Raw genomic sequence first — 25,363 nt, 5'->3', positions numbered from 1 at the left:
CAGCTGGCCGGAGAAGATATGACCAACTGCATGGAACCTGTTCTCTTTATTATCACATCTGAACCTCTGTTTTGCGGTGCTTTCCGGCATTCCAGAACTGAAGAACCAGAGTCGCCGCACCGCTGACGGCCAGAAAGCCATAGAAGCTGATTCCTCTGCTCAGCATCATCATGGGAAACAAATGATCTGCAGCAACCATTCCGCTGTATAAGATCATAAAGCTGCCCTCCGACGCACCGACCGACCCCGGCAGCGGTACCGCGGTTACAGCCAGACTCAGTATGGCCTGGACCGCCAGGAATTCAAGCGGCTCCACACCTCCGATCCCAAGAGCCAGACAGGCAAAATACGGGATCAGAAACAGCGCCGTCAGCCTAAACGCAGTTAAAATCATCACTTTGACAAAAACCTGCGGATATTTGCGGAAGCATTCACCGCCCCGGCTGTACTCATCGATCAGATGCTCCGCTTTCCGCTCCAGCTTCCTTCTGTCCTTTATGATTCTCAGTTTCACGGCTATCGAGATTCCTGTCATGGCAATGCGCTCTACCAGAGCCCTTTTTAAGATCACCAGAAGAATTCCCAGAGAGCAGAGGCCGTTTACGGCTATCCCGAACACGAGCAGCCACTTGATCAGCCGTCCCTGGCTCTGCACATAAGGATACTTGAGAATTACCATGACCACGCCATACACCAGAACCATCAGCTGGTATACCGCGGCCAGAGTCAGAAGGGAAAAGGAACTCTGCGCAAAACCGAATCCATCCCGCGTCATATAGTAAAGCTGCATGGGCTGGCCCCCGGTCGCAGACGGGGTGATCGCGCTGAAATAAAAATCGGCAAACGAATACCCTGCCGACCTAAGAAACGGAACCTTCGTCTGAAAAGCTCCCATCAGGGTTCTGATACTCTCCGCCTCACAGATCAGATAAACGGCCATACAGGCAGCGCCAAGCCCCACAAATCTCCAGTCTGCCCCGGAAAAAACTTCATACAGCGATTCCGGCGAATGGTCCTTAAACAGAATATGAAACGTCATAAAGGACAGTACCGCCAGAACAGCCAGACAGATCATCATCTGCCTCTTATGCATTCTCTTTTGTTTCAATATCGTCACACCCTTCCAGGATTCACTGAATACCATTATAGTCCTTAAATATTAAAATCCTGTGAGGATTTTCTAAATATTTCTTCAAATTTACTGTTTCCCGGTCAAACAGAAAAAGCCTTCTGCCGCATGAACCTGCTGACATATCATGCAGGCCCGCATGGCAAAGGGCTTTTTCATTTATATTTTGAGTAAGACGATAAGCCGGGTTATGTCGTTGAATGGCCATCTATCTAGGCCTGCCGTCGCCGGCAGGCTCAAGCAACCTACCCGAGAGCAGACGGGCCGCCTTATGCTCTCTGTTCGGTCTTGCTTCGAATGGGGTTTACATGGACCCCTCCTGTTGCCAGGAGAGCGGTGGTCTCTTACACCACCTTTCCACCCTTACACTTACGCGCCGGTGAGACGCGCAGATGCGGTATATTTCTGTTGCACTTTCCCTGGAGTCGCCTCCGCCAGACGTTATCTGGCATCCTGCCCTGTGAAGCCCGGACTTTCCTCATCTGCAGCCTTTCGGCATCACAGCTGCGGCCATTTGTCTTACTCAAAACGTTGTTAGTTTACCATAGATTTGCCTTTTTGTAAAGGAAAGCCGGCAGAAATCTTTTCGCAGTTCAATTCCGGCTGCAGCTCAGGCCCTATCCGTTTATCAGCCCGCACAACAGCATCATCAGCGGAATCGTCACGATGGAACTGGCCGTGGCAAGGCCGAATATCTCCGAGGCGTAACCGGAATTCCGGTGGAATTTCAGGGCAAACAGCGTGCCTGTGGTTGCCGTAGGGCAGGCTGTTGCCAGTACGACCACCGTAGTGACCATGTCATCGAGACGGAAAGCCTTCAGCACCAGAAGGACGACTGTTGGGATAATGAGCAGACGTATGGCACAGATATAATAGATCTGTACCTTCATAAGCAGGGCCTTAATGTCGCTGCCTGCAATGGACACACCGGCCACCAGCATGGCTAACGGCGTATTCATATCGGCAATGGCCGTAAGCGGCTCCAGAATAACGGCGGGAAAACGGATTCGCGCCAGGTAGCAGAACAGCCCCAGCACCACCGCAATGATACAGGGGGATCGAAGAGCCGTCAGGAATGACTTAAAATCCTGCTTTCCAGTCATCAGGATCACTCCGTGCGTCCATACCAGAATATTAAATACAGTGATGTAGGCGGTCGCATAGAAAACTCCGTCGGCGCCAAACAGTGCGCTCACCAACGGAATCCCCATAAAACCGCAGTTGGAATAGATCGCGGATATCCGTTCAACCTCCCAGTCCGTTCTTCCCTTTTTCACCAGAAAAGATGCGAGCGTAATGGCCACTGCGTGGCTGACCGCCGCCATGAAGAATGCAGTCAGAAGCCCGTAAAGCTTCTCCGGATCAAAGGCCTGCTGGTAGGAGGTAAAAATAAGCAGCGGAGACACCAGAAGAAGCAGAATATCCGAAAGCTTCTCATTGGTGTGTCCGCTAATCAGACCAATCCGGCAGCAAATCATCCCGATAAGCGCCATGACAAACATGACGCTTATTTTCTCCGCAGTAATAACAGCCAGTTCCACGTTTCCATCCTCACATTCCCATCAATTTTTCTTTTGTACTGCGTTCCTGCCGTCACACCCGGAAGCAGCTTCCTCCGATAAATTCCCGTATGATTGAGTTATTGGGAATCGTCTCGCTGTTTACCCCCAGGAAGTAATCCAGGAACTTAAGCAGGCGCTTGGCCTCCATATATTCTTCCGACTCCCTTGGAATCCCAAACAGAAGCGGTTCCGCATACTGCTTTAAAACCGCCAGTTCATATACCGTGGCAGAGTTAAACATCATATCGGCGGATTCCTGGAACGGAAAAATATACTGCTCTTCCCCGTGTCTCACCGTCGGCCACATACGGATCGTATCCTGGGCGGAGGCGCCTCTCGTCCTGGCATCCCGGACCATGCGGCGCAGCAGGCGGCAGTCCGTGGTGGGAATCCGGTTGTGTTCGTCAACGTTGAGCTGGGTCAGCGCGCTGACGTAGATGCGGAATTTGCTTTCCGCCGGAAGGGAATAGGAAAGCCGGTCATTCAAGCAGTGGATTCCCTCAATTACCAGGATATCGTCTCTTCCCAGCTTTAACATGTCTCCGTGGTATTCCCGCATTCCCGTCTTAAAATTATAGCGCGGCATCTCTACGGTATCACCGGCCAGCAGGGCCGTCATATCCTTGTTAAACTGTTCTACGTCCAGGCACTCCAGCACCTCGTAGTTATAGCTTCCATCGGGATTTTTCGGACTGTCCACCCGGTTGACAAAGTAATCATCCACGCCGATCGGATGGGGAATCATCCCCTGTGCCTTTAGCTGGATCGACAGCCGGTGGGAAAATGACGTCTTGCCGGAGGACGACGGACCAGCGATCATCACGAATTTTTTATCCCGCTCTTTCGTGACCTTTTCGGCAATCTCAGCGATCTTTTTTTCCTGAAGGGCCTCCTGAATCAGGATCAGTCTGCTGATGTCTCCCTTCGCGATCACCTCGTTCAGCTCCCCAACATGGGAGACATTCAGGCGTTCGCCCCACTTTACGCTTTCCTTCAGCACCTGGAAAAGCTTCTGTTTCTTCTCCGCGTCAAATACCGGGACCTCTTTGGGATTATCCTTCTGGGGCAGCATCAGCATGAAGCCGTCATCGTACAGAAACAGGTCAAAATACTTGATATATCCCGTATTCTGTACCATATAGCCATAGTAGTAATCTTCAAAACCGCCGATGCTGTAGATGTTGACGCGCGATACCCGGCGGTAGCGGAACAGACGTTCCTTGTCATACATGCGGTGTCTGTGAAACAGCTCAATGGCGTCATCCGTATTCTCGCTCCGCTTCATGATGGGGATCTTCTCTTCCACATACTCGTGCATCCGGGCCTTCACGCGGCCGATCAGTTCCTCTGTCAGCGTAAAGCTGCCGTGGGGTTCAATATAATAGCCTTTTCCGAGGGAAAAATCCACGGTAACCTTCTCGATCTTTTCCACTCCCACCACATCGTAAAATGCCTTCAGCATCAGGAAGGTAGCGCTCCTGTGGTACGTCTGGATTCCCGGCTGATCCCTGCCTGTGTAGAACTCCAGCCTGCAGTCAAATTTCACTTTCTTATGAAGCTCCCGGAGCTTTCCGTTTATCCGCACCAGCAGAATGTCGTCCTCGTACTGCGGCTGATATTCCTCCGCGATCTCCAGGTACGTCGTCCCGTTGGGATATTCCTTTGTTACATCACCGATTGTTACGAATGCCATCTGTTACCTCCTTGTTGGTTCCCCGTTGCCTGCGGCGGGGGCTTTGAATGTACCAGGCTGTTAAAGCACGGCCGCCGGAAACGCCGCTGCCGCTTTATGGATCTCCAGGCGCGCTCCGAATTCACGCTCCAGATAATCAGCCATAAATCCGATAAACAGGTGCTCAAGACCGTAATGCCCCGCATCCAGAACAGTCAGATGATTGGCTGCGGCATCGATCCCCTCATGATGCCCGATATCGCCGGTGACGAGCACTTCGGCTCCGGCCTTCTCCGCAAATGCGATAGAGCTCTTTCCCGATCCGGGGGCAATCGCCACACGCGTTACCGTCTCTCCTGCCGCATGTTCTCCGTAAACGGTAATAAACGGCAGATGAAACCGCTCTTTGACCAGCAGCGCCAGTTCCTTTACCGTCATTGCGGAAGGAAGAAGCCCCACTTTACCGATCCCGTATTCGACAGGCCTTCCGTCTGTCTCCATGGTTCCGGCAACCTCCAGGACACGCGTCTCCGTCAGTCCCAGCCGCTCTGCCGCCAGATCGGCCATACAGCCGGGAGCAGCGTCAAAATTCGTATGCATAGCGTAATAATTCACATTGTACTGAATTAATTCCATCACCCTGCGGGCTATGAAATCATCGTCATTGACCTTTTTAAGCGGTTTAAAAATAAGCGGATGGTGTGTGAGTAAAAGATCCGCCCGCATCCGGACGGCTTCCTCCACCACCTCGTCTGTGGCATCCAGTGCGATTAAGATCCTGTGAATCTCCCGTTCCCGCCAGCCGACCAGCAGACCGACATTATCCCACTCACAGGCGCAGTCCGCCGGCGCCAGTGTCTCAAGCTTCTGTATCAGTTCCAAGCATTTCATCCTGTGCCTCCTTGTTCCAGGCCAGCTTTTCCATCATTTCCACGCGGCGTTTTAAGGCTGCGGGCGTATCGCTGTCCTTTAGTGTATCCAGAATCTGTTCCAGCTGTTCCTGTTCTTTCTTCAGAAATTCTGCGAGAACAGGATTTTTCTGCCGGATCAGCCGGCTTCCATACAGGTAATGCGGTTCAGAGTCGTTTTCCCCGGATAAACCGCCCCGGGTCACCCCCATCACCGTATAGTATTTTCCATCTTCCTTCATCATAGTCTCCCGAACAATGGAAAATGACTCTTTTTCCAGGAAACGGCGCACTTTATCCAGTTCCGACTGCGGGGAAAGGACCCAGTATCCGATGGTCTCCCACAGGCTGCGTCCCGCCTCCAGAATATGTATGACCAGTTCACCCCCCATACCCGCGATCACGACACAGTCCGCTTCTCCCGGTTTCAGCCCTGTCAGTCCGTCGCTTAAGCGGACATCGATTCTGTTTTCGAGTCCGGCTTCCGCCACGTGTGCCTTAGCGCGCTCCAGCGGGCCTTTTCTCACATCCATGGCTACCGCGCGCTCCGCCAGGCCTTCTCTTACCAGGTAAATGGGAACGTAACCGTGGTCCGTCCCTATATCAGCAATGTTGCTTCCTTTGGGAACAAAGGAAGCAACCGTTTCTAACCGTTTTGACAGTTTCATATATACAGCTCCAATATCAATCGTCTAAATAGTCTTTCAGCTTTTTGCTCCGGCTCGGATGGCGGAGCTTCCGCAGAGCTTTGGCCTCGATCTGGCGGATACGCTCTCTCGTCACGTTAAACTCCCGGCCGACCTCTTCCAGCGTCCTCGGCCGGCCGTCGTCGAGACCGAACCGCAGGCGGAGCACCTTCTGCTCTCTCTCCGTCAGGGTATCAAGAACCTCCATAAGCTGCTCGTGAAGCATCGTAAAGGTAGCCGCGTCCGCCGGGACTGCCACCTGATCATCCTGGATGAAGTCACCCAGATGACTGTCTTCCTCTTCGCCGATGGGAGTCTCTAAAGAAACCGGCTCCTGGGATACCTTCATGATCTCCCTCACCCGCTCCACCGGCATGTCCACCCTCGATGCGACCTCCTCCGGCGACGGTTCTCTGCCCAGCTCCTGTAAAAGCTGCCTCGAAACCCGCACGAGACGGTTAATGGTCTCCACCATATGAACGGGAATCCGGATGGTACGGGCCTGGTCCGCAATCGCGCGCGTGATGGCCTGGCGAATCCACCAGGTCGCATAGGTGCTGAATTTATAGCCCTTCCTGTAATCGAACTTTTCCACGGCCTTGATAAGTCCCAAATTGCCTTCCTGGATCAGATCGAGAAACTGCATGCCGCGTCCCACATAACGCTTGGCGATGCTGACTACCAGTCTTAAGTTTGCTTCGGTCAGCTTCTCCTTGGCCAGTTCATCTCCCAGCTCAATCTTCTTGGCCAGTTCAATCTCATCGTCACTGGATAAGAGAGGAACCTTGCCGATCTCCTTTAAATACATGCGGACAGGGTCCTCGACACTGATGCCCTCAGGAACGGAGAGATCGATATGCTCCATATCGATTTCTTCCTCTTCCTCCAGTTCCTCCTCGATAAATAAGTCGGGATCCAGTTCCAAGTCTTCATCTTCATTGATCTGAAGAACGTCCACTTTATTCGTCTCCAGGAAATCATAGATCCGGTCCAGCCGGTCTGCATCCAGCACAGTGCCTGTAAAGAAGTCAAGCACTTCCTGGTTTTCCAGAACATTTTTTTTCTTTTTCGCCAGCAGAAGCAGCTGATTCAACTGTTCCTCAAATGCAGCCTGTTCTTCTGCGGCCCTCAGTTCTGCTTCCCTGGCCTCGTCCACCTTCTTTGATGATGACAGCTTCTCTGCCGTTCTCTTAACATTCTCGCCCATGTTCTTCCATCCTTCCACAGCTTGCCTATAGTGTTCACCCTAATCCAGTGAAATATGCAGATCCTTTAACGCCGCCTGTTCCCTGATGATTCTCTGCAGCTCCTCGATCCCGGCTGCATTGCGGCTGGCATAATCAAGGCTGTTCTTTTTCACCTTCATGATCGTTTCTGAAAATGCCTTCTTCTGTTCTTCATTATCCAGGGATTCTTTCAGGCTTGCATTAAAAAGTCCCGCAACCACCCGGTACTGTTCTTCATCGTTAATAAAATGATTCAGGATTTCTGCCGGGTTCAAATTCCCGGCGGCGTGTCCGTCAAATACCATCCTGGCAACCTGATGGTACAGATCTTCAATAAAATCATCGGGAGTGATAATTCCCTCTATCTTGTCAAACAGGAACGGATTCTCGATCAGCCATGTGAGGAGAAGCCTTTGGGACTGATTTTTCCCGTCTTCCCTGTCCTTTTTCTTCTTGACAGACGTGCTTTCTTCCTCCTCACGGGGAGACACCGGCCCCAGTCTCGCCCCCATGCGGTTTACCAGGCGCTTTAAGTCCTCGTAATTGATAAAAAATTCCCGCGACACAGCTTCTAAATAGTTGTCCCGCTCCAGGGCTTCCGGAAATTCACAGAGCTTCTTTGCCACCTGATTATAGAATTCGGTCTTCTGCTCCGGATCTTCCATCTCGTAGTTTCTTTTCAGCACATCAATTTCGAATAAAAAGCTGTTTCTCGCCTGTTCGATCCGCTCACGGAACGCTTCGGCCCCCATGTTCTTGATAAATTCATCAGGGTCTTTGTACGGCTGCATGTTCAGCACCCGGATGGACATGCCGACATCGCGCAGAATCGGGATCGCCCTCAGAGCGGCCTTCGTCCCCGCTCCGTCGCTGTCGTACGTCAGAACCACCTTATCCGTGTAGCGCTTTAAGAGCGCCGCATGCTGCGTCGTAAATGCCGTTCCCAGTGACGCCACCGCATTGGTGAAGCCGGCCTGGTGCATGGCGATGACATCCATATAGCCTTCGCAGATCAGTATGTATTTTTCCCTGGAAAGTCTTGCATAGTTCAGACCGTAAAGATTCCGGCTTTTATCGAACAGCTTCGTCTCCGGAGAGTTTAAGTATTTCGGTTCCCCGGCTCCCATCACACGGCCGCCGAAACCAATGACGCGGTTGTTCACATCCATGATGGGGAACATGACGCGGTTCCAGAACTTGTCATGGGCTCCCCGTTCCTCGATGGTGACCAGACCTGTCTCCTTTAAGATCCTGTCGTCGTATCCTTTTGCCCTTAAATACCGGTATAAATCGTCACTGGTCTTATTGGCAAAACCAAGTCCGAAATGGCGGATGGTATCGTCGGACAGCTGCCTGTCCCTCAAATACCGGTAGCCCGCCTCACCCTGCGGATTGGTGAGCTGGTAATAGTAATAATTCGCCGCCATGCGGTTAATCTCCAGCAGGGCCGTCCGCAGATCGGCAGCCTCCTTCGCTTCTTTGCTGTACTCCTGCTTCGGAAGCGCCACACCGGCCCTGTCGGCCAGCATCTGAAGCGCTTCCATAAAGGAATAATTCTCATATTCCATCACAAACGTAATCACATTGCCTCCGGCGCCGCAGCCAAAACAGTAATACATCTGTTTGGAGGGCGACACGGAAAAGGAAGGTGATTTCTCATTGTGAAACGGGCAGAGTCCGAAGTAGTTGCTCCCCTTCTTCTGCAGCTTCACGTATCCTGAAATCACATCCACGATATCGTTTTTCATCCTGACTTCTTCTACTACTTCTTCCGGATATCGCATGAAATTTCACACCTCCCTGATTCCCTTAACTGTCAGATATCCTTCCAGGCCTTTGGGACGAACAGCTCTTCGAACTTGTCGATGGCGTAGCTGTCACTCATCCCCGCTATGTAATCGCATACCACGCGTTCACGGTTTTCATGGCGTACATCCATCAGATAATGGTATTCCGCCGGGAGCTTATCCGTATGCTCCATATAATAGTTAAACAGCATCACAATGAGATGCTGGGCCTTTCCTTCTTCCGCCTTGGGTACGTCGCTCCGGTATACGTTCTCGAACATCCAGGTGCGGAGCCCCTGCATGGCTTCCTCCATATGGGGCGACATGATAATCTCCGGCTTCCCGATGCTTCCCAGGATAATATCATGTATCAGATTATTCAGACGCTCCCGTACGCTGTGTCCCAGGACATCCGTAAAACACGCAGGCAGATCTTCCTCCACAAACATCCTGGCGCGGATCGCATCGTCGATATCGTGATTGATGTAGGCGATCTTATCGGACAGCCGTACAATCTTTCCCTCCAGCGTAGACGGTCTTCCGCTCGTTCTGTGGTGTAAGATGCCGTCGCGGACTTCCCAGGTTAAATTAAGGCCTCTCCCGTTTTTTTCCAGAACCTCCACCACCCGGACGCTCTGCCGGTAGTGGGCAAATCCTTCCGAGCAGATCTTGCCCAGAACCGCCTCCCCGGAATGGCCGAAGGGCGTATGCCCCAGATCGTGCCCCAGTGCTATGGCCTCTGTCAGATCCTCGTTCATACGCAGCGCCCTGGCAATGGTCCTTGCAATCTGCGCTACCTCCAGAGTATGGGTAAGCCGCGTCCGGTAGTGGTCGCCTTCCGGCGCCAGAAAGACCTGTGTCTTGTGCTTCAGCCTGCGAAATGCTTTACAGTGAATAATCCGGTCACGGTCACGCTGATAAACGGGCCGTATGTCACACGGTTCTTCCTCTCTGTCCCTTCCTTTCGAATTCCTGCTGAGTGAGGCGTAAGGACTTAACGTTTCTGCTTCCCAGGATTCCGTAGATTCCCTGATATTCATGAGTCACCTCCATCCTGTCTCAATCATCCGGCCCTCCGCCTTAAGCGGCGGAAGGATCCTCGCTTATTCCATTAAATAAAAACCCAAAGTTATGTTACATTATATCATATTTTCAGTAACTTTAATACCCTATATTTAATGTTTTTGATTTTTTGCGATGGATGCCGCGCCATGTTCTTCCTCATGCGATTCAGCATTTTTAACGAAAAAAAGGAAGAAGCTCCCACGGAAAACCAGGTGCCGCTAAAAGCCCTGAATTCCATGGGAGTTTCCTGTTTTATTTATTCTTCTTTTCCATACATAATGATTCTGCGGCCTCTCCGATTCCTTCGCAGAATGTCGGATGCGGCATGATCACCGCTGCCAGATCCTCGGCCGTCAGTCCCTTTGAAACAGCCAGTTCCAGTTCGCCGATCATATCGGTTGCTCTGGCGCACATGAGCCCGGCGCCCAGGATGCGGCCGGTATCCTTTTCCGCGACTATTTTTAAGAAGCCGCGGTCCTGCATGGACAACACGGACTTTCCGTTTACGGACATAATATATTTTCCCGTAACAGCCTCTATGCCGGCGGCTTTTGCCTCGTCGGCGGTGAGGCCGGCACAGGCAATCTCCGGATCGGTGTAAACGCAGGATGGGATTACCGCCATGTCTTTTCCCTTCAGTTCCGGGAACATGGCTGAAACTGCCCGGTAGCCCTCGGCAGAGGCCACATGGGCAAGGCAGACGCCGCCGATGACATCTCCCGCCGCGTAAATTCCGGGGACAGAGGTCTCACCGCGCTCGTCGACCAGGATGCGGCCACGTTCCATTTTGATGCGTTCCTGCATTTCCCCGGAGAATAAACCGCTGCCGCAGGGACGGCGGCCGACTGCCGATAAGATCAGCGGAGCGGAGCACTCACAGGCCTTCTCTTTTTCCGTATAACGGCAGAGATACGTTCCGTCCCCCATATTTTCAATCGAAGAAACCATGGCTCCGGTATGAATCTCGACGCCGCGTTTCTTCATAATCATCTTTAAGTTCTGGGAAATCTCTTTGTCCATTCCCGGCAGAATCTTGTCCATGGCTTCCAGTACCGTCACCTGACAGCCCAGATCATTATAGACGGTTGCAAACTCCATGCCGATTACTCCGCCTCCTATGATTATGAGACGGTCCGGAACTGTCTCCTCCTCCAGAATCCCGGTGCTGTTTTTTACACCAGGCAGATCCATGCCGGGAATGGGAAGGGACGATGGCTCAGAACCGGCTGCCAGCAGGATATACTCTGCGGTAAGCTCCTCTCCTTCCGGCATAACCTTTACCAGATGATCTCCGCAGACCACTCCGTTCCCCCTGTATAAGTCGATCTTCGCGGCTGCCAGCTGCTTCTCGATGCCGGCGCGTAATTCTTCCACCACGGCGTCCTTCCGCTTCTTCAGTTCGGCCATGGAAACGTGCATGCCCTCCGTATGAAGGCCCGCCGCCTCTGTCTTCTTAACCTCCCGGAAAAGGCCGGTGGTGTGAAGATACGTTTTCGTAGGAATGCAGCCACAGTTTAAACACGTGCCTCCCACGTGGGACCGCTCGATCACGGCCGTTCTTTTTCCCGCCTTCGACGCATAAAGAGCCGCCATATAGCCTCCCGGCCCCGCACCGATTACGATGAGATCGTAGTGTTTTTCCATCCAATCCTCCTGTATGGCTTTCTGCCAGTTATCTTTCTATCATATTGCAGATCACGTCCTGTAAGTCCCGCCGCATCGTCTCCTGAAGGAGCGTTACACAGGATAGGGCACTGAAACGGGCCGCTGCCGCATTTCTGCTCCAGACCATGCCGCCCAGAGCCTCCTCCGCGGCCTTTATAAAGTCTGTGTCCAGCGCATCGGACCAGATCTTTGCTTCCCGGACGCGGCCCTGTTCCACAAGAACCAGTACCTGGACTTCCCCCCACGAAAAACGGGCAGCGGACTCGTCACTGAACGGAATCTTCCTGCCGTATTTCCAGTCCCAGGAGGCAAAGCGCGCGGTCCGCTCTGCTGCTTCACTTTCGTCCATGCGTTCCGGCGGAAACGGTCTGACGGGAAGGCCATAGACCTCACCAAAGTTTTCCTCCAGACATTGGCCCATGCGGCGGACCGTCAGATCCGGAACGAACTCGCATAAATTGGTTACACGGCTTCTGACGGAATCCACGCTTTTGGATTTCAGTTTTTCCCTGGAGACGTTTAAATAGCGGGCCATCTCTTCTTTGTCCACAGAGAGCAGAATGGTCCCGTGGTGACAGCAGAAGTCCCCGGTCTCATAGTATGCGTTGCCGGAAAACTTGCGGCCTTCTGCGGTAATATCGTTGCGGCCGGTCCGTTCCGCATGGATGCCCAGCTTTTTCACTGCCCGTAAGATGACCTCCGTCTGTTTTGTGACATCGTAGTTTTCTTTTCTTGTGATAAACGTAAAGTTTAAATTCCCCAGATCGTGGAACACGGCGCCGCCGCCTGACAGACGTCTTACCAGATGGCCGCCCGCCGCTTCCAGTTCTTCTCTGCGGCATTCTTTCCATGCATTCTGGTTCCTGCCTATGACTACGGTTTTCTCGTTCTGCCACAGGTAGAGAATGCACTCCTCTTCCTCCACATGGTACAGCAGATACTCCTCCATGCCGAAGTTGGGATAGGGGTACGTCCCCGGCCCATGAGCCAGGGTCAGAAGGCGGATCACGCCTCGTCCCTTTCTGAAGCTTCCTCTCCGAATGCGTAATGCAGTTTCGGATTTCTGGCCGCATTTACCTCATCCAGACGCTTCACCAGGGTGACATGAGGAGAATTCCGGATATATTCCGGATCGCGCTTCGCCGTCTCGTAAATCTCATGGAACACGGAGATCAGTTCATCCAAGTTCTCCTTTGATTCTGTCTCAGTCGGTTCTACCATCAGAGCCTCGTGGACAATCAGCGGGAAGTACATGGTCGGCGGATGGATTCCGTGGTCCAGAAGGGCCTTGGCGATGTCCATGGCCGTCACCTCCATCTCTTCCTTTTCCTGCTCCAGACTCATGACAAATTCATGCATGCACGTCTGTTTAAACGGCATGTGGTAATCGTCCGAAAGCTTGACTCTGACGTAATTTGCATTTAATACCGCGTTTCTGCAGGCGTCAGCAATGCCGTCGGGTCCCAGCGTCAGAACATAGGAAAGTGCTTTCACCACCACAAGGAAATTGCCGCAGAACTCTTTTACCATTCCGATGGACTGCCCGTAAGGCGCCGTACAGAGCACTCCATCCCGTTCCACCACCTTCCGTCCCGGCAGGAACGGTTCCAGGAATTTCTTGCAGCCCACCGGGCCGCTTCCCGGGCCGCCGCCGCCGTGAGGCGTGGAAAAGGTCTTGTGCAGATTTAAATGAACCACGTCGAAGCCCATGTCTCCGGGCCTTGTAATTCCCATGACCGCGTTAAGGTTTGCTCCGTCATAATAGCAGAGGCCGCCTGCGTCATGGACAATCTTCGTGATCTCTAAGATATTCGGGTCAAAGAGCCCTACTGTGTTGGGATTGGTCAGCATAAGGCCTGCGGTATCTTCTCCGACAGCCTCCCGAAGCTTCTCCAAATCCACAAGACCGTCGGCTGTGGATGGAATATTGATTACCTTGTAGCCGGCCATGGCCGCGCTGGCCGGATTCGTTCCATGGGCGGAGTCCGGAACGATGATTTTCGTCCGTTTCTCATCTCCACGGCTCTCGTGCCAGGCACGGATCAGCAGCAGTCCTGTAAATTCGCCGTGAGCGCCTGCCGCCGGCTGGAACGTCATGCTGTCCATTCCGGTTATCTCGCTGAAAATCTCCTCCGCCGTTTTAAGGACCTCCAAGGCACCCTGAACAGTGGATTCCGGCTGCAGCGGATGAATTCCGGTAAATCCCGGGAGGCCGGCTATCTCCTCATTGATCTTGGGATTGTATTTCATGGTGCAGGAACCGAGGGGATAGCAGCCGTCATTGACACCATGGGTTGCTTTTGCCAGTTCCGTATAATGGCGGCTTATGTCATTTTCCGATACCTCGGGAAGGCGCAGCGGAAGCTCCCTTCCGTGTTCCGGCATCACATACGGCACATCGGATGACGGAAGAATCTGGCAGTGACGCCCATGTACGCTTCGTTCAAATATCAGTTTCATGCGCAGCACACCTCCTTTACGAGACAGGCCAGACGGTCCATCTCCTCCTTCGTATTCATCTCTGTCGCACACCAGAGTATGCGTCCGCCCGGTAAAGGCAGACCGCCTAAGAACCCTTCTTCCTCCAGCCTGGCAGACAACTGCTCTGTATCTACAGGGCACTCTGTCACAAACTCGTGGAAAAATGGCTTGTCATAGACCGGCTTCAATCCGGCTTCTTTCAGTTTTTCTCTCAGATAATGGGCTTTTGAGGTGCACTGGAGCGCCGCCTCCCTAAGCCCCTGCGGTCCCATCGCTGACAGATAGACGGAGGCCGTCAGTGCGCACAGCGCCTGATTGGAGCAGATATTGCTGCCTGCTTTTTCCCGGCGGATATGCTGTTCTCTCGCCTGCAGAGTCAGAACAAAGCCCCTTTTTCCATCGGAATCCACCGTCTCACCCACAATACGGCCGGGGAGTTTCCTCATCATATCCCGCGTCGTCGCCATAAATCCCAGGTAAGGACCGCCGAAAGCCATAGGAAGTCCCAGCGGCTGTCCTTCTCCCACTGCGATATCGGCGCCGCATTCGGCCGGCGTCTTAAGAACCGCCAAAGAGATGGGATTACAGCCTGCAATCACCTTGCCGCCGGCTTCGTGAACCAGTTCCGATATGGCGGTTACATCTTCCAGAATACCGTAGTAATTGGGCTGCTGTACATAGAAACAGGCCACTGTCTCATCAAGCATCCCCTTCAGCGCCTCAAAATCCACGCTCCCGTCCTTTGACGGAACCAGTTCCACGAAAGCACCTCTGCCGTGGCAGTACGTCTCCATCGCTGCCAGTACATCCGGATGTGCCGTGTCTGCCGCCAGGACTCTGACCCTCTTGCGCTCACGGCACATGAAGACACTCTCTGCAGCCGCAGATGCGCCGTCATAGACCGACGCATTGGCTGCATCCATCCCTGTCAGTTCACAGATCATGGTCTGGTATTCAAAAATAGCCTGTAGATTCCCCTGGCTGATCTCCGCCTGATACGGGGTATAGGCGGTGACGAACTCCTCTTTGGAGACCACCTCTTTTACAATAGCCGGTATGTAATGGCGGTACGCTCCCGCCCCGCGGAACACATGGTCGAACACGCGGTTTCTGCCCGCCATGGACGCCATATGCCGGTACAGTTCAAGCTCTGATCTGCCCTCCGGAACAGAGAGCCGTCTCTTTAGCTTCACGGAATCCGGCACACAGCCGAACAAATCATCGTAATCTTTATAACCGATTTCATCGAGCATTGCCTTCTGCTGATCATCGGTGCTGGATAGGTAAGACCCCATATGCATTCTCCTTCTGCTGTTCAAAGTTCTTATTCTTTGACGAACTCCTCATATTCCTGTGCACTCATCAGTTCTTCTTTATCCTCAATGTCGGAAACGCGGATCATCCAGGCTCCGTACGGGTCGGAATTGATGCTCTCCGGACTGTCCAGCAGGTCCTCATTGATCTCCGCAACCACGCCGGTAACCGGAGAGTAAACATCGGAAACGGCCTTTACCGACTCCACATCGCCGAACGCCTCGCCTGCCGTCACCTCATCCTCCGGCTCCGGAAGGTTTACAAATACGAGATCCCCCATCTGGTCCTGGGCATAATCTGTCATACCGATCCTGGCTGAACCGTCTTCTAAGAACTCCACCCACTCGTGTGATTTTGCATACTTTAAATTTTCTGGATATGTCATTGTTTTTTCCTCCATTTTTGATTTTATTTGGTATGGTTATTTCACTCTTTTATAAAACGGCAGCGGGACGACCTCCGCTTCAATCCGGCGCCCTCTCACATCCGCCTCCACCTTTGTGCCTGGAACGGCATATTCTTTTTTTACAAGGGCCATGGCAACCGGGCATTTTAAATAGGGGACGTGGGTCCCGGATGTGGTCACGCCGATCTCCCCGCCATCCGCATAGACGGTCTCATGTTCCCGGATAATGCCCCGGCCTGTCACCTTCAAACCGACCCTGGCCCGCGCCGGTTCTCCCTTCGCCTCGATAGCCGCTTTTCCGATAAAGTCTTCCTTTTTCATCTTCACGGCAAAGGAAAGTCCTGTCTCTATCGGTGTAATGGTATCATCCATCTCATGACCGTACAGAGGCATGGCGGCTTCCAGTCTTAAAGTATCCCGCGCTCCCAGACCGCATGGAATTAACCCTTCCTCTTTTCCGGCCTCCATCAGCGCTTCAAAAAGTTCCGGAGCCTTCCCGGCAGCCATGTAGAGCTCGTAACCGTCCTCCCCGGTATACCCGGTTTTGGAAATGATACAGCGGATTCCGGCCACCGGACGGTCTGCAAGGCAGGTATAGTATTTTACCGGCAGATTCGTTTCCTCCGTCAGTTTCAGAAGAATCTCCTTTGCCTTCGGCCCCTGGAGGGCCAGCTGTCCTATCTCCGCCGAGATGTCTTTTAACTCGGCGCCCGGAAGACTGTGGGTCGTCATCCATGCAAAATCCTTATCCTTGTTGGCTGCATTTACCACGATAAAATAGTGATTGTCTCTGATCTTGTACACAATCAGGTCATCCACCACGCCGCCCTCCTCGTTGCACATCGGGCTGTATCTGGCCTGGCCATCCGCCATCCCCGTAAAGTCATTGGTCAGCAGATGGTTTAAATTGTCGAGAGCGCCTTCTCCCTCACACAGAATCTCTCCCATATGGGATACGTCGAACAGGCCGCAGGCCGTCCGTACAGCCATGTGTTCCGCAATGACTCCGGTTCCGTACTGCACCGGCAGGAGATATCCGGCAAACGGCACCATCTTCCCCCCATACTTTACATGAGTATCATATAAAGTCGTTTTACATTCCATGATTTCCTTCCTCCAATCAAGATTGTTAAATTTTGAACACAAAAAAGGCATACAACGCAATTCGTTATATGCCCCGTCTTCGTACCTGAAAGATTACCTTCCTCTGTTACGGTTCCCTTCTCTGATCCAGTCTGTAAATGCACTGCGACCGGTCCGGGAAAACGCACAGCCGGAAAGCTGCCTCGTCGGTGGTGTCTGTCACCTTTCCAGAGTTTCGTCCAAATCCGGTCCTTTTGCCTGAGAGTTTTTCTCACCTTCGGCGCCGCCGCTGATCTGCGGTCTCTCCCGGATTCTTCAACCGAGTATTCAATTTACGAGTAAAGTATAACATGTTTATCCGGGAGCCGCAAGCGATTATTGTGCATATTTTCTAATATTTTCTAATTATTAAATTTTTTCCGGTGAACCCGTTTTATATCGGAATGCTGTCCGACAGGCATAGGGTTCCAAACCCCAGCTCCGGATTCGGCCACTGGGAATATCCGGGCAGATGCCTGGCGCCCCGCCTTAAATAAGCCTTTATTTTCTCGCCGTACAGAAACGGATCTCTTCCGTCCACAATCCCCCACTGCATCAGCAGCGCCGCGCTTCCCGTCACAAATGGCGTGGCAAAGGAGGTTCCTGTCACGGTCTCATAACCGCCGCCCGATCTGGCGGTAATAATTCCGACGCCGGGGGCGACCAGATCCGGTTTCACCTGACGCGTCATTCTCGTAAAACCGCGGCCGGAAAAATCGGCAAAAGACTGGTAGGCGTCATCGTAGGCTCCGACAGATATGACGCCCGCCGCCGTTGACGGAATGGTCAGTGTCGTCTCCGGCGACGGCCTTAAAAAACGGGTGGAACGGCTCAGTACACTGGCGGAAGGAAGCCAGAAATCAAAATTTCCCTCCACAATCTCCCGGGGAGTCAGACGAATCCTCCAGAGCCCCTCCTCCAGGTAATTTTCTTTGGGAATGAAATCCAGATAGATCTCCTGCGCCACGCTGTAGGGTCCCGGTTTTCCGTAATAGAGGAGGATCGTCTGGTTCACAAACGGGATTGTCTGCGGTCCCAGACGGCTGCTGACCGGGCCGATGGTCTCGCCGGATGGCGTGATTAAGCTGATATCAAAGATATCCGTATAGGACTTCCAGAGCTGAACACTGAAGCTGGTCTGATAGGCCCCGACCGTCAGTTCCACCTCCTGCGGCTGGTTCATCACCAGCTGCCCGGCACTGTGACCGTCTCCCGCGCCTTCATTTCCCGTTCCCACCACAAACACCGTTTTTCCGTAATTGGATATATCGTTGAGAAATGTTTCCAGAAGACTGGTGCCGTCATGGGAACCGTACGTGTTGCCGAAGCTTAAATTGACCGCCACCGGCTGTCTCCTGCGCACGGCCTCTCTCACCACGAAATTGACTGCCCGCATCAGCTCCGTCGTTCGCGGAAAGCCGTCGCTCTTCGGCACACCCAGCTTAACCACCAGAAGCTCGCTCTCATAGGCGATTCCGCGGTACTGCCCGTTATTTTCCCTTCCGTTGCCCGCCGCGATTCCGGCCACAGCCGTGCCATGGCCGCTCGTATCCACAGAAGGTACAAGCGCTCGTGCGGCCGCCCGGCTCCCTGCTGCCAGCGCTTCGTTAATCTCCTCCTCCGTAAACACCCGGTTAAGCGTCTGGTCCCAGAGCATGACAATGCGGGTGTCTCCGTTCTCCTTCCGGAAATCGTCGTGGTAATAATCGATCCCAGAATCGATGATCGCCGTCAGAACGCCTCTGCCTGACAGGCTCCTGTCCCCCTGCTGCGCAATATTAATGCAGGAGGCTGCCTTTGCCTGGTTGATGGCAAAGAACAGCCTCTTTGGTTTTTCCACGTATTCGATTTGAGGCAGACTGCTGATATAGTCGATCTCCGATTCCGGCACCGTGAGAATCGCGTACTCATTGATCATCTCCTCCACGGTGACCCCGTGTTCTGCTGCCTCGTCAAGGCTTCCGGAATATTTGACGATCAGTTCCCATGTATTCTGGTCAGAATTATAGCCTACATTTAATGACTCTGATTTTTCCCGTTCCTCTTCCGTGGCGCTGAGCGCCAGGTTTAACAGATTTTCCAGCTTTTGGTTCTGCATATGCTTCCCGATTACTCTTTTAGTCTATCATACGCGTGACAGCATGGTCGTATTCGGGTTCTTTCCCGTCACTGGTCCCCTTCCTTTTCTGCTTCTCTGACTTCTACGCCCTGATAAAAGAACTGAAGAATCTCCTCATAGCTCTTTCCCTCCGACGCCATAGCCTGGGCCCCGTTCTGGCTCATGCCGACGCCGTGGCCATAGCCGCCGCCGTAGATATGGAAGGTGGTGATATTGTTATCATCCACGCCCTCATTCTCAATGGCTATATAGGCGCTGGGCAGAGATTCGATATCCTTCATGACAGTTCCGTCATTCTTCGTGATCTTCATATAAGGATTGCCAAGCTTTGCTCTCACCTGTCCCTCCCCGTTGATCGTCATAATTCCATCGGAGCCTTCCACACGCACCTTTTTCACTATGCCGCCCACTCCACGCTCGGTGACGGAAATATTCAAAATAGTTCCCACCGCAGTTATCTCCTCCTCCAGCTGCCGGTTGGTTACCGTAGTCTCCCACCGGTACATCGGAAAGGACGAATCATAGGATGGATACTCCTTATCTTTGATGAATGCTTCAAACGCCGCATTGGTGGACAGATTCAAAACACTTCGTCCGCCATCCAGAAGACAGCCATCCAGATACGGATACTTGGCCGGATCGCTCCCCCAGATGCTGCCGTCTGTCGTGTGGCCGCAGGAGGTGGAGAAATAAAACGCTTCAATGGGCACATCCTGATAGAACAGAAGCTTTCCGTATGTCTCCCGCACAGCCTGCTCCGTCTTATCCGAAGTCTTTAAGTTATTATACACCTGAAATCTGGTACTGTCGTCCACATGGGCGCCGTACTGGCTGTAGGCGTTGCTCTGAATCTGACGGTAGGCGTACGTCCTCGCACAGACCGCCTGGGCCTTTAGCGCCTCCATCTCATAGCTGTCAGGCATCTCACTGGGCACTACCCTGGTCAAATAGTCTTCCAGATACAACTCGTTAATCAGGGTAATCCCTTCGTTCTCCTTCCTGATCTCGATACTGCCGCTGTACGTTGGCGTTCCCAGGGAACGGCGGATGGAATTGACGGTTATGGTGTCGCCGGCCTCCACAGGGGTGACGACAATCCGGCCGTCCTTCAGCCTCTCATCCGACGGATCGATAATCACTTCGGCCTTCGCCGGTATCTGAACGCTCTCTTCCCCGCTTGCAAGGTTTAAGCCACTCTCCGCCGATAAGGTGACCGACGGATGGAATACAGACTGGAAATTCGTATTCATGATCATGACCCGGATGGTCTTCGCATCGAACTCCCGCATGGTCAGCGCCGCGCACAGCTTTCCATGCGCCACGACGAATTCCTGGATGTCGTAGCCGACGAGAATGTCCGAGACAGACTGCTCCTCGAACTGACCGTACAGCTTATACACCTTGAAATCCTTATCCAGTTTAATCTTTCCGTAGCCTTCTATCTCAATGGAATCGTCCTTTACCGCCAGAACCTTTCCGGTAATTCTCTTTTTCTTCAGGGTTACCTTCTGAAGCTTCCCGTTCTTTAAAGACAAGTCCGCCAGATTATCCGCAAATTCCTCCGGCTGCCCCAAAGAGGCCTCCATGGGAAACGACCGATCGACAGTTCCCAGACGGACCGAAAACGTGTCTCCCTCACCGTGGGTAAGCCAGACATTCTTATAGGTGACGGAATCGCTCACCGGTTCCCTGACCGCGATCATCTCGCCGTCTTTTACCAGGACCTTCAGCTCCCAGTCTATGTAGCTGTCGAGGCTGATTCCCTCAAAGCGGAATTTGCCTTCGCTCGTATATGCGGTCCAGGCCGGAGCGCTCCTTATATTCATGGGTGTACCGTAAAGGAGGATATTCCGTTCCTTTATGCTGCCATCGTGATCCAGTTCTTTTCTGAGGCTGTCGTAAATAAACCACCAGTTATCCGATGGAAACGGTTTGCCCTGCTTCTTTTTTCCCACGCGGGCCGCTTCCCCCTGTCCCGGGGACAGCGCCTCTGCCAGTTCCTCCGCCTCCCGGTACGTCAGGTATCCCTGTACGTACTCCGGATCGGATGGGGTCGTGTCCGGAGATACATATCCGTTCACATAAAGATAGTTCAAATATTTCGCATACCAGTGATTCCTGTCTTTCTCCGTAAAATAGTTCTGCCCCTGCTCCTTAAGCAGCTGCTCACAGCTTTCGGCATCTGTCAAAAGAAGGGCGGCCGACTTATAGGCCGCCGCTCTCGATATCCCACCCGGCTTCGGTTCACTGACCAGGATGATGATAATTAAAATGAGAACCAGAAGAGGAATTCCGGCTGCAAATGCAATAAATTTCCTTTTATTCATGCGCTCCTCTTATCTCATATAAGTTTTCTTCTCTTCATCGATGTGTTTTAAATCCATGTAGTCGTTAGTATTAAGGGAGAGCTCTTTTTTCCTGAGAGCCCGGTTTACCAGCCCGGTAAGCATACTGTAGCCCACGGCAAAGGTGGGAACTGCAATGATCATACCGACAAATCCGAACAGACCGCCGAACAGCAGGATGGAAAACAGCACCCAGAAGCTTGGAAGCCCGGTAGACTGTCCTAAAATCTTCGGGCCTAAAATGTTGCCGTCAAACTGCTGAAGAAGTACGATGAAAATCAGGAAATACAGACACTTCATCGGGCTCACCAGAAGTATTAAAAAGGCGCTCGGGACAGCTCCGATAAACGGGCCGAAAAACGGAATCACATTCGTCACGCCCACGATCACGCTGACCAGCAGTACGTACGGCATCTTCATCCAGTTTAAGCAGACAAAGCAGATAATGCCGATAATCAGGGAATCCAGCAGCTTACCCGTAATGAAACCGCCAAACACCCGATGGACAAAACGGAGTTCCTCAATAAACTGGTTCGCCATCCGCAGCGGAAGTACACTGTAAATGATCTTCTTTCCCTGTGCGGAAAGAGTCTCTTTTATGTTTAACAGGTATACCATAACGATAACGCCGATCAGAATGTTCTTAAGCGCCAGCACAACACTTAAAAGACCGCTGGAAAGACCGCTGATCACCGTCGACACGTTCGGTACCAGGGAGGTGGTCAGCCAGTTTTCCAGCTGATTGGTCACCTCGTCGTACATCGGGATTACCTTCTGTTCCAGAGACGGATTATCCTCCAGAAGCTTCTGAAGCCACAGCGCCAGGTTGTTAATATTCTCCCCCAGCCCTTCCTGCAGCGTCATAATACTCGTATAAATCTGCGGAATCACCATCCAGAACAGTCCCGCGACAATCACAAAAAGAACGATCAGGCTGACGGCTGTCGCTCCGGCCTTCGATAATCCCCTGATTGTCTTTTCCTTTTTTATGCCCTTCGCAATCCATCCTTCAAGAAGGCTTCTCGTCCTGTTATAAATCGGAAGAAGCAGATATGCCAGGACCGCACCATAGATCACCGGCATCAGGATGCCGATAAATGCTTTAAGTCCCGCCTTCATCACCTGAAATCGTGTAAGAAAAAAAGCAAACGCGATACTCAGCGCGATCACCGCCAGCGCGGTTACTCCCCAGCATATATAATTCCTGAATTTCGTTTCCTTCATATTATTCTCCTGTATTTTTAAGATAAGGGCACTGCCCTATGTATACATTATCATACTTTTGTAAAAAGTTAAAGCAGCGATTTCTCGCTGCTTTTTTCTTTTGTAACCCCAAAATGCCGGTTCTTACTGTTTGACGCCTAGCCTTGCTAGGTGGGCGACCTCACTTAAGCTTCTGCCTTCCACTCAATAAAGGAGGCCTGACATCCGCTTAAAAATATTGGAATCCCGAATGTCAAAATGTAGGTTCAAAGTAGGTAAGAGTATCGAACATTCCAGGAATTACAATTCATCTTATTTTTATAGCATTAGTATACACCACTTTACTCAATTTTTCAAGTTCCTTTTCCTGTCAGTTTTCTTTCTGAAGGCTGCCGGCCCTGCAGAGCTGCATTCCGGCGGCTTCCGTTCTGTTGTCAGGCACTCAAATGATGGGCCCTGTCCAACAGACTGCCATGCTCGATATAAGGGTCCAGCCGCTCCAGCAGACGGTCGCAGCTCTCCTCATGAATCACCAGTTCCACTGCCTGGGCTGCCTTAACGGACAGCACGGACAGAAGTGATTTGGCATCCACTACCGTACTGCCGCAGACCAGTTCCATCTTATGACGGCTGCTGCCGGTTATTTTTACAAATTCCAGGATTGAATCAATCCCCCAGAATCCGACTTTTACTCTTTTCATCGCTCGTATTCCTCCAAATGTCCGGTTACGCCATTAAAAGGCCGCTCTCCATATCATGGAGCTGATACACTTTGTATTCTCTGTCAAAAATATAGCCCAGTTTTTCAGCCAGTCCGACGGACTGCAGGCTGATCGCATCCCAGCTCGGGTAGATTCCCTGTTCCAGACACGTGAGTATGAAACGGGCGCTGCACGCCAGTGCCAGGCCCTTCCGCTGATACTCTCTCCGGGTCTCCACCTGGATCTCAAACATTCCCTCGCTGATTCCATAGGCAGAACAGCCGGAAACAATCTTTCTGCCATCCATGGCGACAAATCCGAGGCCGTTCTGTTCATATTCTTCCGGAGTTTCAAAATTGGAGCAGAAATCGCGGCTCCATTCCTCCTTAAGCGCCGTCTGGTACAGTCTCTTATCAATTCTTTTTAATCGAATTCCGGCAGGCAGATTCCTGCAGTAGGATTCCAGTGCCTCCTCCGAAAAATGGTTCCTGTCCCTTCTCATCGAATACCGGGATAAAACCCTGTATTCTCCCGGAAAGGATTCTTCCAGCCATTCGGCCCATCTTTCATCGGCTGGGGTGATGTAGTCCTGGCCGCATTCCCTGTAAAGCTGTGCTCTCAGTTCCATGGCCTGCTCACCCTTTGGGCATATGCCAAACAGGTATGCGAAATCACCCAGATGAATCAGGCAGTACGATGGATTCGTCAGCTCCGGCACCCACACACGGCCCATATATCCCTGAACCGCTCCGTGCACCAGTACATTATCCGCCTGTCCGCAAAGCGTTCTGATTATCTGTCTCTTTTCTTTTCCCAGTTCAATCATAATGCGTCTCCTCCTTAAGGCGTTCCTCTTCGCCGTCAGCCAAAACTATTCCTTAAGCGCCATAATACTGTGTATCATACCACACTATAAAAGATTCTGCAAATCAAAAACTGTTTCCGCCAGAAAGTCCGCTCCCGCGGCTTCCAGTTCCTCCCGGTCTCCATAACCATAGAGGACGCCGACGCTGTCGACTCCGACTTCCTTCGCCCCTAAAATATCGTGTTTCCGGTCTCCGATCATGATCACTTTCTCCAGATCGGTAATTCCGTTTTCCTCAAGGACGTAGCGGATCACATCCGCTTTCTTCACTCTGGTCTCGCCTAAATCCGCGCCTCCCATAAAGGTAAAATACGGATCCAGCTTAAAATACTCCATAATTTTCCTGACAAAAACCTCGGGCTTCGACGAAGCCACGAACAGCTTTTTCCCTGAGGCCTTCAGTGCCTTCAGCACCTCCTCGATGCCCTCATAAACTTCGTTTTCAAAGATCCCACGGTCGGAAAAATATTCCCGGTAAACGCCAATTGCATTGGACGCGTTCTCCTCGCTGAAGCCGTAGTACTCGATGAAGCTGTCCTTCAGCGGCGGGCCGATAAAACAGCAGAGGGAATCTAAATCCTCCACCTCGATGTCATAGGCCTTAAGGGCATGGCGCACGGATTTCGTGATGCCTTCTTTTGGATCGGTCAGTGTTCCGTCCAGATCAAACAGCAGGTATTCCTTCTCCATTCTCTCCTCCATGGATAAGAATGCAACGGAGACGGAAGGCAAGCCCCCGTCCCCATATGCATTTTTATTTCCATCCACATTTTGAATTAATTCCATTCACAGTTTAAGACATTATCTCACTTTGTGAATTAGAAGTCAATCATTTCTATTGCAAATTTGTCGTAAAATGTATATATTTTGTACGAATCATAAAATATTCACTCCCCGCCGTGCTCGGGTCTTTGACACCCTAATCATAGAAAATTAGCCACTAAGCCGCTACTGGCTTATATTTTTTTGTCAAATATTTCGTTTTAATATATAGCCTTTTTTAGCTTTTTGTGGTAAAATAGGGATGGGGTGATTATTATGAAGGTTGATACAACGAAGTCCAAAAATGCGGAATCCTTTTACATCAGACAATCCTATATAAATTCA

General features: G+C 52.0%; 20 protein-coding genes, 2 other RNA genes and 1 riboswitch. All 22 genes read right to left on the bottom strand.

The features are described from left to right. Window positions 1-52: 52 nt before the first annotated feature. Window positions 53-1,117 carry a lysylphosphatidylglycerol synthase transmembrane domain-containing protein gene (locus NE473_RS00110; RefSeq protein ID WP_242866241.1) on the bottom strand — a complete coding sequence of 355 codons (1,065 nt, stop codon included), beginning with the start codon at window positions 1,115-1,117 and terminating at the stop codon, window positions 53-55. A 175-nt stretch (window positions 1,118-1,292) separates the two neighbouring features. Beyond that, window positions 1,293-1,655: RNase P RNA component class A (gene rnpB, locus NE473_RS00105), an RNA gene on the bottom strand. Between the two features lie 91 nt (window positions 1,656-1,746). Beyond that, window positions 1,747-2,670 (bottom strand): AEC family transporter, encoded by a 924-nt coding sequence (locus tag NE473_RS00100; RefSeq protein WP_022032726.1) that lies wholly within the window; start codon window positions 2,668-2,670, stop codon window positions 1,747-1,749. A 52-nt stretch (window positions 2,671-2,722) separates the two neighbouring features. Then, entirely contained in the window at window positions 2,723-4,384 is a 1,662-nt protein-coding gene (locus NE473_RS00095; protein WP_055651830.1) for a nucleoside kinase, read from the bottom strand. Window positions 4,385-4,444: 60 nt separating this feature from the next. Further along, window positions 4,445-5,254, bottom strand: coding sequence for a Nif3-like dinuclear metal center hexameric protein (locus NE473_RS00090; RefSeq protein ID WP_055651831.1), 810 nt, complete (start codon window positions 5,252-5,254; stop codon window positions 4,445-4,447). Further along, window positions 5,223-5,939, bottom strand: coding sequence for a tRNA (adenine(22)-N(1))-methyltransferase (locus tag NE473_RS00085; RefSeq protein WP_055651832.1), 717 nt, complete (start codon window positions 5,937-5,939; stop codon window positions 5,223-5,225). The genes NE473_RS00090 and NE473_RS00085 overlap by 32 nt, the downstream gene beginning before the upstream one ends. Before the next feature lie 16 nt (window positions 5,940-5,955). Further along, the gene (gene rpoD / locus NE473_RS00080; protein WP_022032729.1) at window positions 5,956-7,164 is read right to left on the bottom strand and encodes an RNA polymerase sigma factor RpoD; all 1,209 of its coding nucleotides are present in this window, start codon (window positions 7,162-7,164) and stop codon (window positions 5,956-5,958) included. Window positions 7,165-7,203: 39 nt separating this feature from the next. After that, a complete protein-coding gene (gene dnaG, locus NE473_RS00075; protein WP_055651833.1) occupies window positions 7,204-8,967 on the bottom strand; it encodes a DNA primase in 1,764 nt (587 codons plus the stop codon). Window positions 8,968-8,999: 32 nt separating this feature from the next. Then, complete coding sequence (locus NE473_RS00070; protein WP_055651834.1) at window positions 9,000-10,010, bottom strand: deoxyguanosinetriphosphate triphosphohydrolase; 1,011 nt, start codon at window positions 10,008-10,010, stop codon at window positions 9,000-9,002. Between the two features lie 277 nt (window positions 10,011-10,287). Further along, a complete protein-coding gene (lpdA, locus tag NE473_RS00065) occupies window positions 10,288-11,679 on the bottom strand; it encodes a dihydrolipoyl dehydrogenase (protein ID WP_055651835.1) in 1,392 nt (463 codons plus the stop codon). A 28-nt stretch (window positions 11,680-11,707) separates the two neighbouring features. After that, window positions 11,708-12,709: a lipoate--protein ligase gene (gene lplA, locus NE473_RS00060; RefSeq protein WP_155560662.1), complete on the bottom strand. Its 1,002-nt coding sequence runs from the start codon at window positions 12,707-12,709 to the stop codon at window positions 11,708-11,710. Beyond that, window positions 12,706-14,160, bottom strand: a complete 1,455-nt coding sequence (gene gcvPB, locus NE473_RS00055) for an aminomethyl-transferring glycine dehydrogenase subunit GcvPB (protein ID WP_022032733.1) — start codon at window positions 14,158-14,160, stop codon at window positions 12,706-12,708. Before gcvPB ends, lplA begins: the two co-directional genes overlap by 4 nt. Then, a complete protein-coding gene (gene gcvPA, locus NE473_RS00050; RefSeq protein WP_055651837.1) occupies window positions 14,157-15,476 on the bottom strand; it encodes an aminomethyl-transferring glycine dehydrogenase subunit GcvPA in 1,320 nt (439 codons plus the stop codon). The genes gcvPB and gcvPA overlap by 4 nt, the downstream gene beginning before the upstream one ends. A 29-nt stretch (window positions 15,477-15,505) precedes the next feature. Beyond that, window positions 15,506-15,880: a glycine cleavage system protein GcvH gene (gene gcvH / locus NE473_RS00045; protein ID WP_055651838.1), complete on the bottom strand. Its 375-nt coding sequence runs from the start codon at window positions 15,878-15,880 to the stop codon at window positions 15,506-15,508. A 36-nt stretch (window positions 15,881-15,916) separates the two neighbouring features. After that, a complete protein-coding gene (gene gcvT, locus NE473_RS00040; protein WP_055651839.1) occupies window positions 15,917-17,005 on the bottom strand; it encodes a glycine cleavage system aminomethyltransferase GcvT in 1,089 nt (362 codons plus the stop codon). A 215-nt stretch (window positions 17,006-17,220) separates the two neighbouring features. Further along, a riboswitch (glycine riboswitch) is annotated at window positions 17,221-17,303 on the bottom strand. 114 nt (window positions 17,304-17,417) lie between these two features. Beyond that, window positions 17,418-19,121: a S8 family peptidase gene (locus NE473_RS00035; protein WP_022032737.1), complete on the bottom strand. Its 1,704-nt coding sequence runs from the start codon at window positions 19,119-19,121 to the stop codon at window positions 17,418-17,420. Between the two features lie 68 nt (window positions 19,122-19,189). Beyond that, on the bottom strand, window positions 19,190-21,469 hold the full coding sequence (locus tag NE473_RS00030) for a SpoIID/LytB domain-containing protein (protein ID WP_055651840.1): 2,280 nt from the start codon (window positions 21,467-21,469) through the stop codon (window positions 19,190-19,192). 9 nt (window positions 21,470-21,478) lie between these two features. Continuing rightward, on the bottom strand, window positions 21,479-22,711 hold the full coding sequence (locus NE473_RS00025) for an AI-2E family transporter (RefSeq protein ID WP_006775735.1): 1,233 nt from the start codon (window positions 22,709-22,711) through the stop codon (window positions 21,479-21,481). 101 nt (window positions 22,712-22,812) lie between these two features. Next, a non-coding RNA gene (gene ssrS / locus NE473_RS00020) (6S RNA) lies at window positions 22,813-22,993 on the bottom strand. Between the two features lie 131 nt (window positions 22,994-23,124). Beyond that, window positions 23,125-23,391, bottom strand: coding sequence for an HPr family phosphocarrier protein (locus NE473_RS00015; RefSeq protein WP_006775736.1), 267 nt, complete (start codon window positions 23,389-23,391; stop codon window positions 23,125-23,127). Window positions 23,392-23,416: 25 nt separating this feature from the next. Continuing rightward, on the bottom strand, window positions 23,417-24,217 hold the full coding sequence (locus tag NE473_RS00010) for a GNAT family N-acetyltransferase (protein WP_006775737.1): 801 nt from the start codon (window positions 24,215-24,217) through the stop codon (window positions 23,417-23,419). An 84-nt stretch (window positions 24,218-24,301) separates the two neighbouring features. Next, window positions 24,302-24,946, bottom strand: a complete 645-nt coding sequence (locus NE473_RS00005; RefSeq protein ID WP_039892634.1) for an HAD family hydrolase — start codon at window positions 24,944-24,946, stop codon at window positions 24,302-24,304. Window positions 24,947-25,363: the final 417 nt, after the last annotated feature.

The organism is Hungatella sp. SL.1.14, assembly GCF_024460495.1.
Classification (GTDB): domain Bacteria; phylum Bacillota; class Clostridia; order Lachnospirales; family Lachnospiraceae; genus Hungatella; species Hungatella hathewayi.
Note: the sequence above shows the minus strand (reverse complement) of the source record. Positions and strands in the feature narration are given on the sequence as shown.

What these genes read in the sequence shown, in the direction of transcription:
- NE473_RS00095 (WP_055651830.1), bottom strand. Translation starts at nt 4,384, where the DNA reads ATGGCATTCGTAACAATCGGTGATGTAACAAAGGAATATCCCAACGGG.
- NE473_RS00090 (WP_055651831.1), bottom strand. Translation starts at nt 5,254, where the DNA reads ATGAAATGCTTGGAACTGATACAGAAGCTTGAGACACTGGCGCCGGCG.
- NE473_RS00085 (WP_055651832.1), bottom strand. Translation starts at nt 5,939, where the DNA reads ATGAAACTGTCAAAACGGTTAGAAACGGTTGCTTCCTTTGTTCCCAAA.
- rpoD (WP_022032729.1), bottom strand. Translation starts at nt 7,164, where the DNA reads ATGGGCGAGAATGTTAAGAGAACGGCAGAGAAGCTGTCATCATCAAAG.
- dnaG (WP_055651833.1), bottom strand. Translation starts at nt 8,967, where the DNA reads ATGCGATATCCGGAAGAAGTAGTAGAAGAAGTCAGGATGAAAAACGAT.
- NE473_RS00070 (WP_055651834.1), bottom strand. Translation starts at nt 10,010, where the DNA reads ATGAATATCAGGGAATCTACGGAATCCTGGGAAGCAGAAACGTTAAGT.
- lpdA (WP_055651835.1), bottom strand. Translation starts at nt 11,679, where the DNA reads ATGGAAAAACACTACGATCTCATCGTAATCGGTGCGGGGCCGGGAGGC.
- gcvPB (WP_022032733.1), bottom strand. Translation starts at nt 14,160, where the DNA reads ATGAAACTGATATTTGAACGAAGCGTACATGGGCGTCACTGCCAGATT.
- gcvPA (WP_055651837.1), bottom strand. Translation starts at nt 15,476, where the DNA reads ATGGGGTCTTACCTATCCAGCACCGATGATCAGCAGAAGGCAATGCTC.
- gcvH (WP_055651838.1), bottom strand. Translation starts at nt 15,880, where the DNA reads ATGACATATCCAGAAAATTTAAAGTATGCAAAATCACACGAGTGGGTG.
- gcvT (WP_055651839.1), bottom strand. Translation starts at nt 17,005, where the DNA reads ATGGAATGTAAAACGACTTTATATGATACTCATGTAAAGTATGGGGGG.
- NE473_RS00035 (WP_022032737.1), bottom strand. Translation starts at nt 19,121, where the DNA reads ATGCAGAACCAAAAGCTGGAAAATCTGTTAAACCTGGCGCTCAGCGCC.
- NE473_RS00030 (WP_055651840.1), bottom strand. Translation starts at nt 21,469, where the DNA reads ATGAATAAAAGGAAATTTATTGCATTTGCAGCCGGAATTCCTCTTCTG.
- NE473_RS00025 (WP_006775735.1), bottom strand. Translation starts at nt 22,711, where the DNA reads ATGAAGGAAACGAAATTCAGGAATTATATATGCTGGGGAGTAACCGCG.
- NE473_RS00015 (WP_006775736.1), bottom strand. Translation starts at nt 23,391, where the DNA reads ATGAAAAGAGTAAAAGTCGGATTCTGGGGGATTGATTCAATCCTGGAA.
- NE473_RS00010 (WP_006775737.1), bottom strand. Translation starts at nt 24,217, where the DNA reads ATGATTGAACTGGGAAAAGAAAAGAGACAGATAATCAGAACGCTTTGC.
- NE473_RS00005 (WP_039892634.1), bottom strand. Translation starts at nt 24,946, where the DNA reads ATGGAGAAGGAATACCTGCTGTTTGATCTGGACGGAACACTGACCGAT.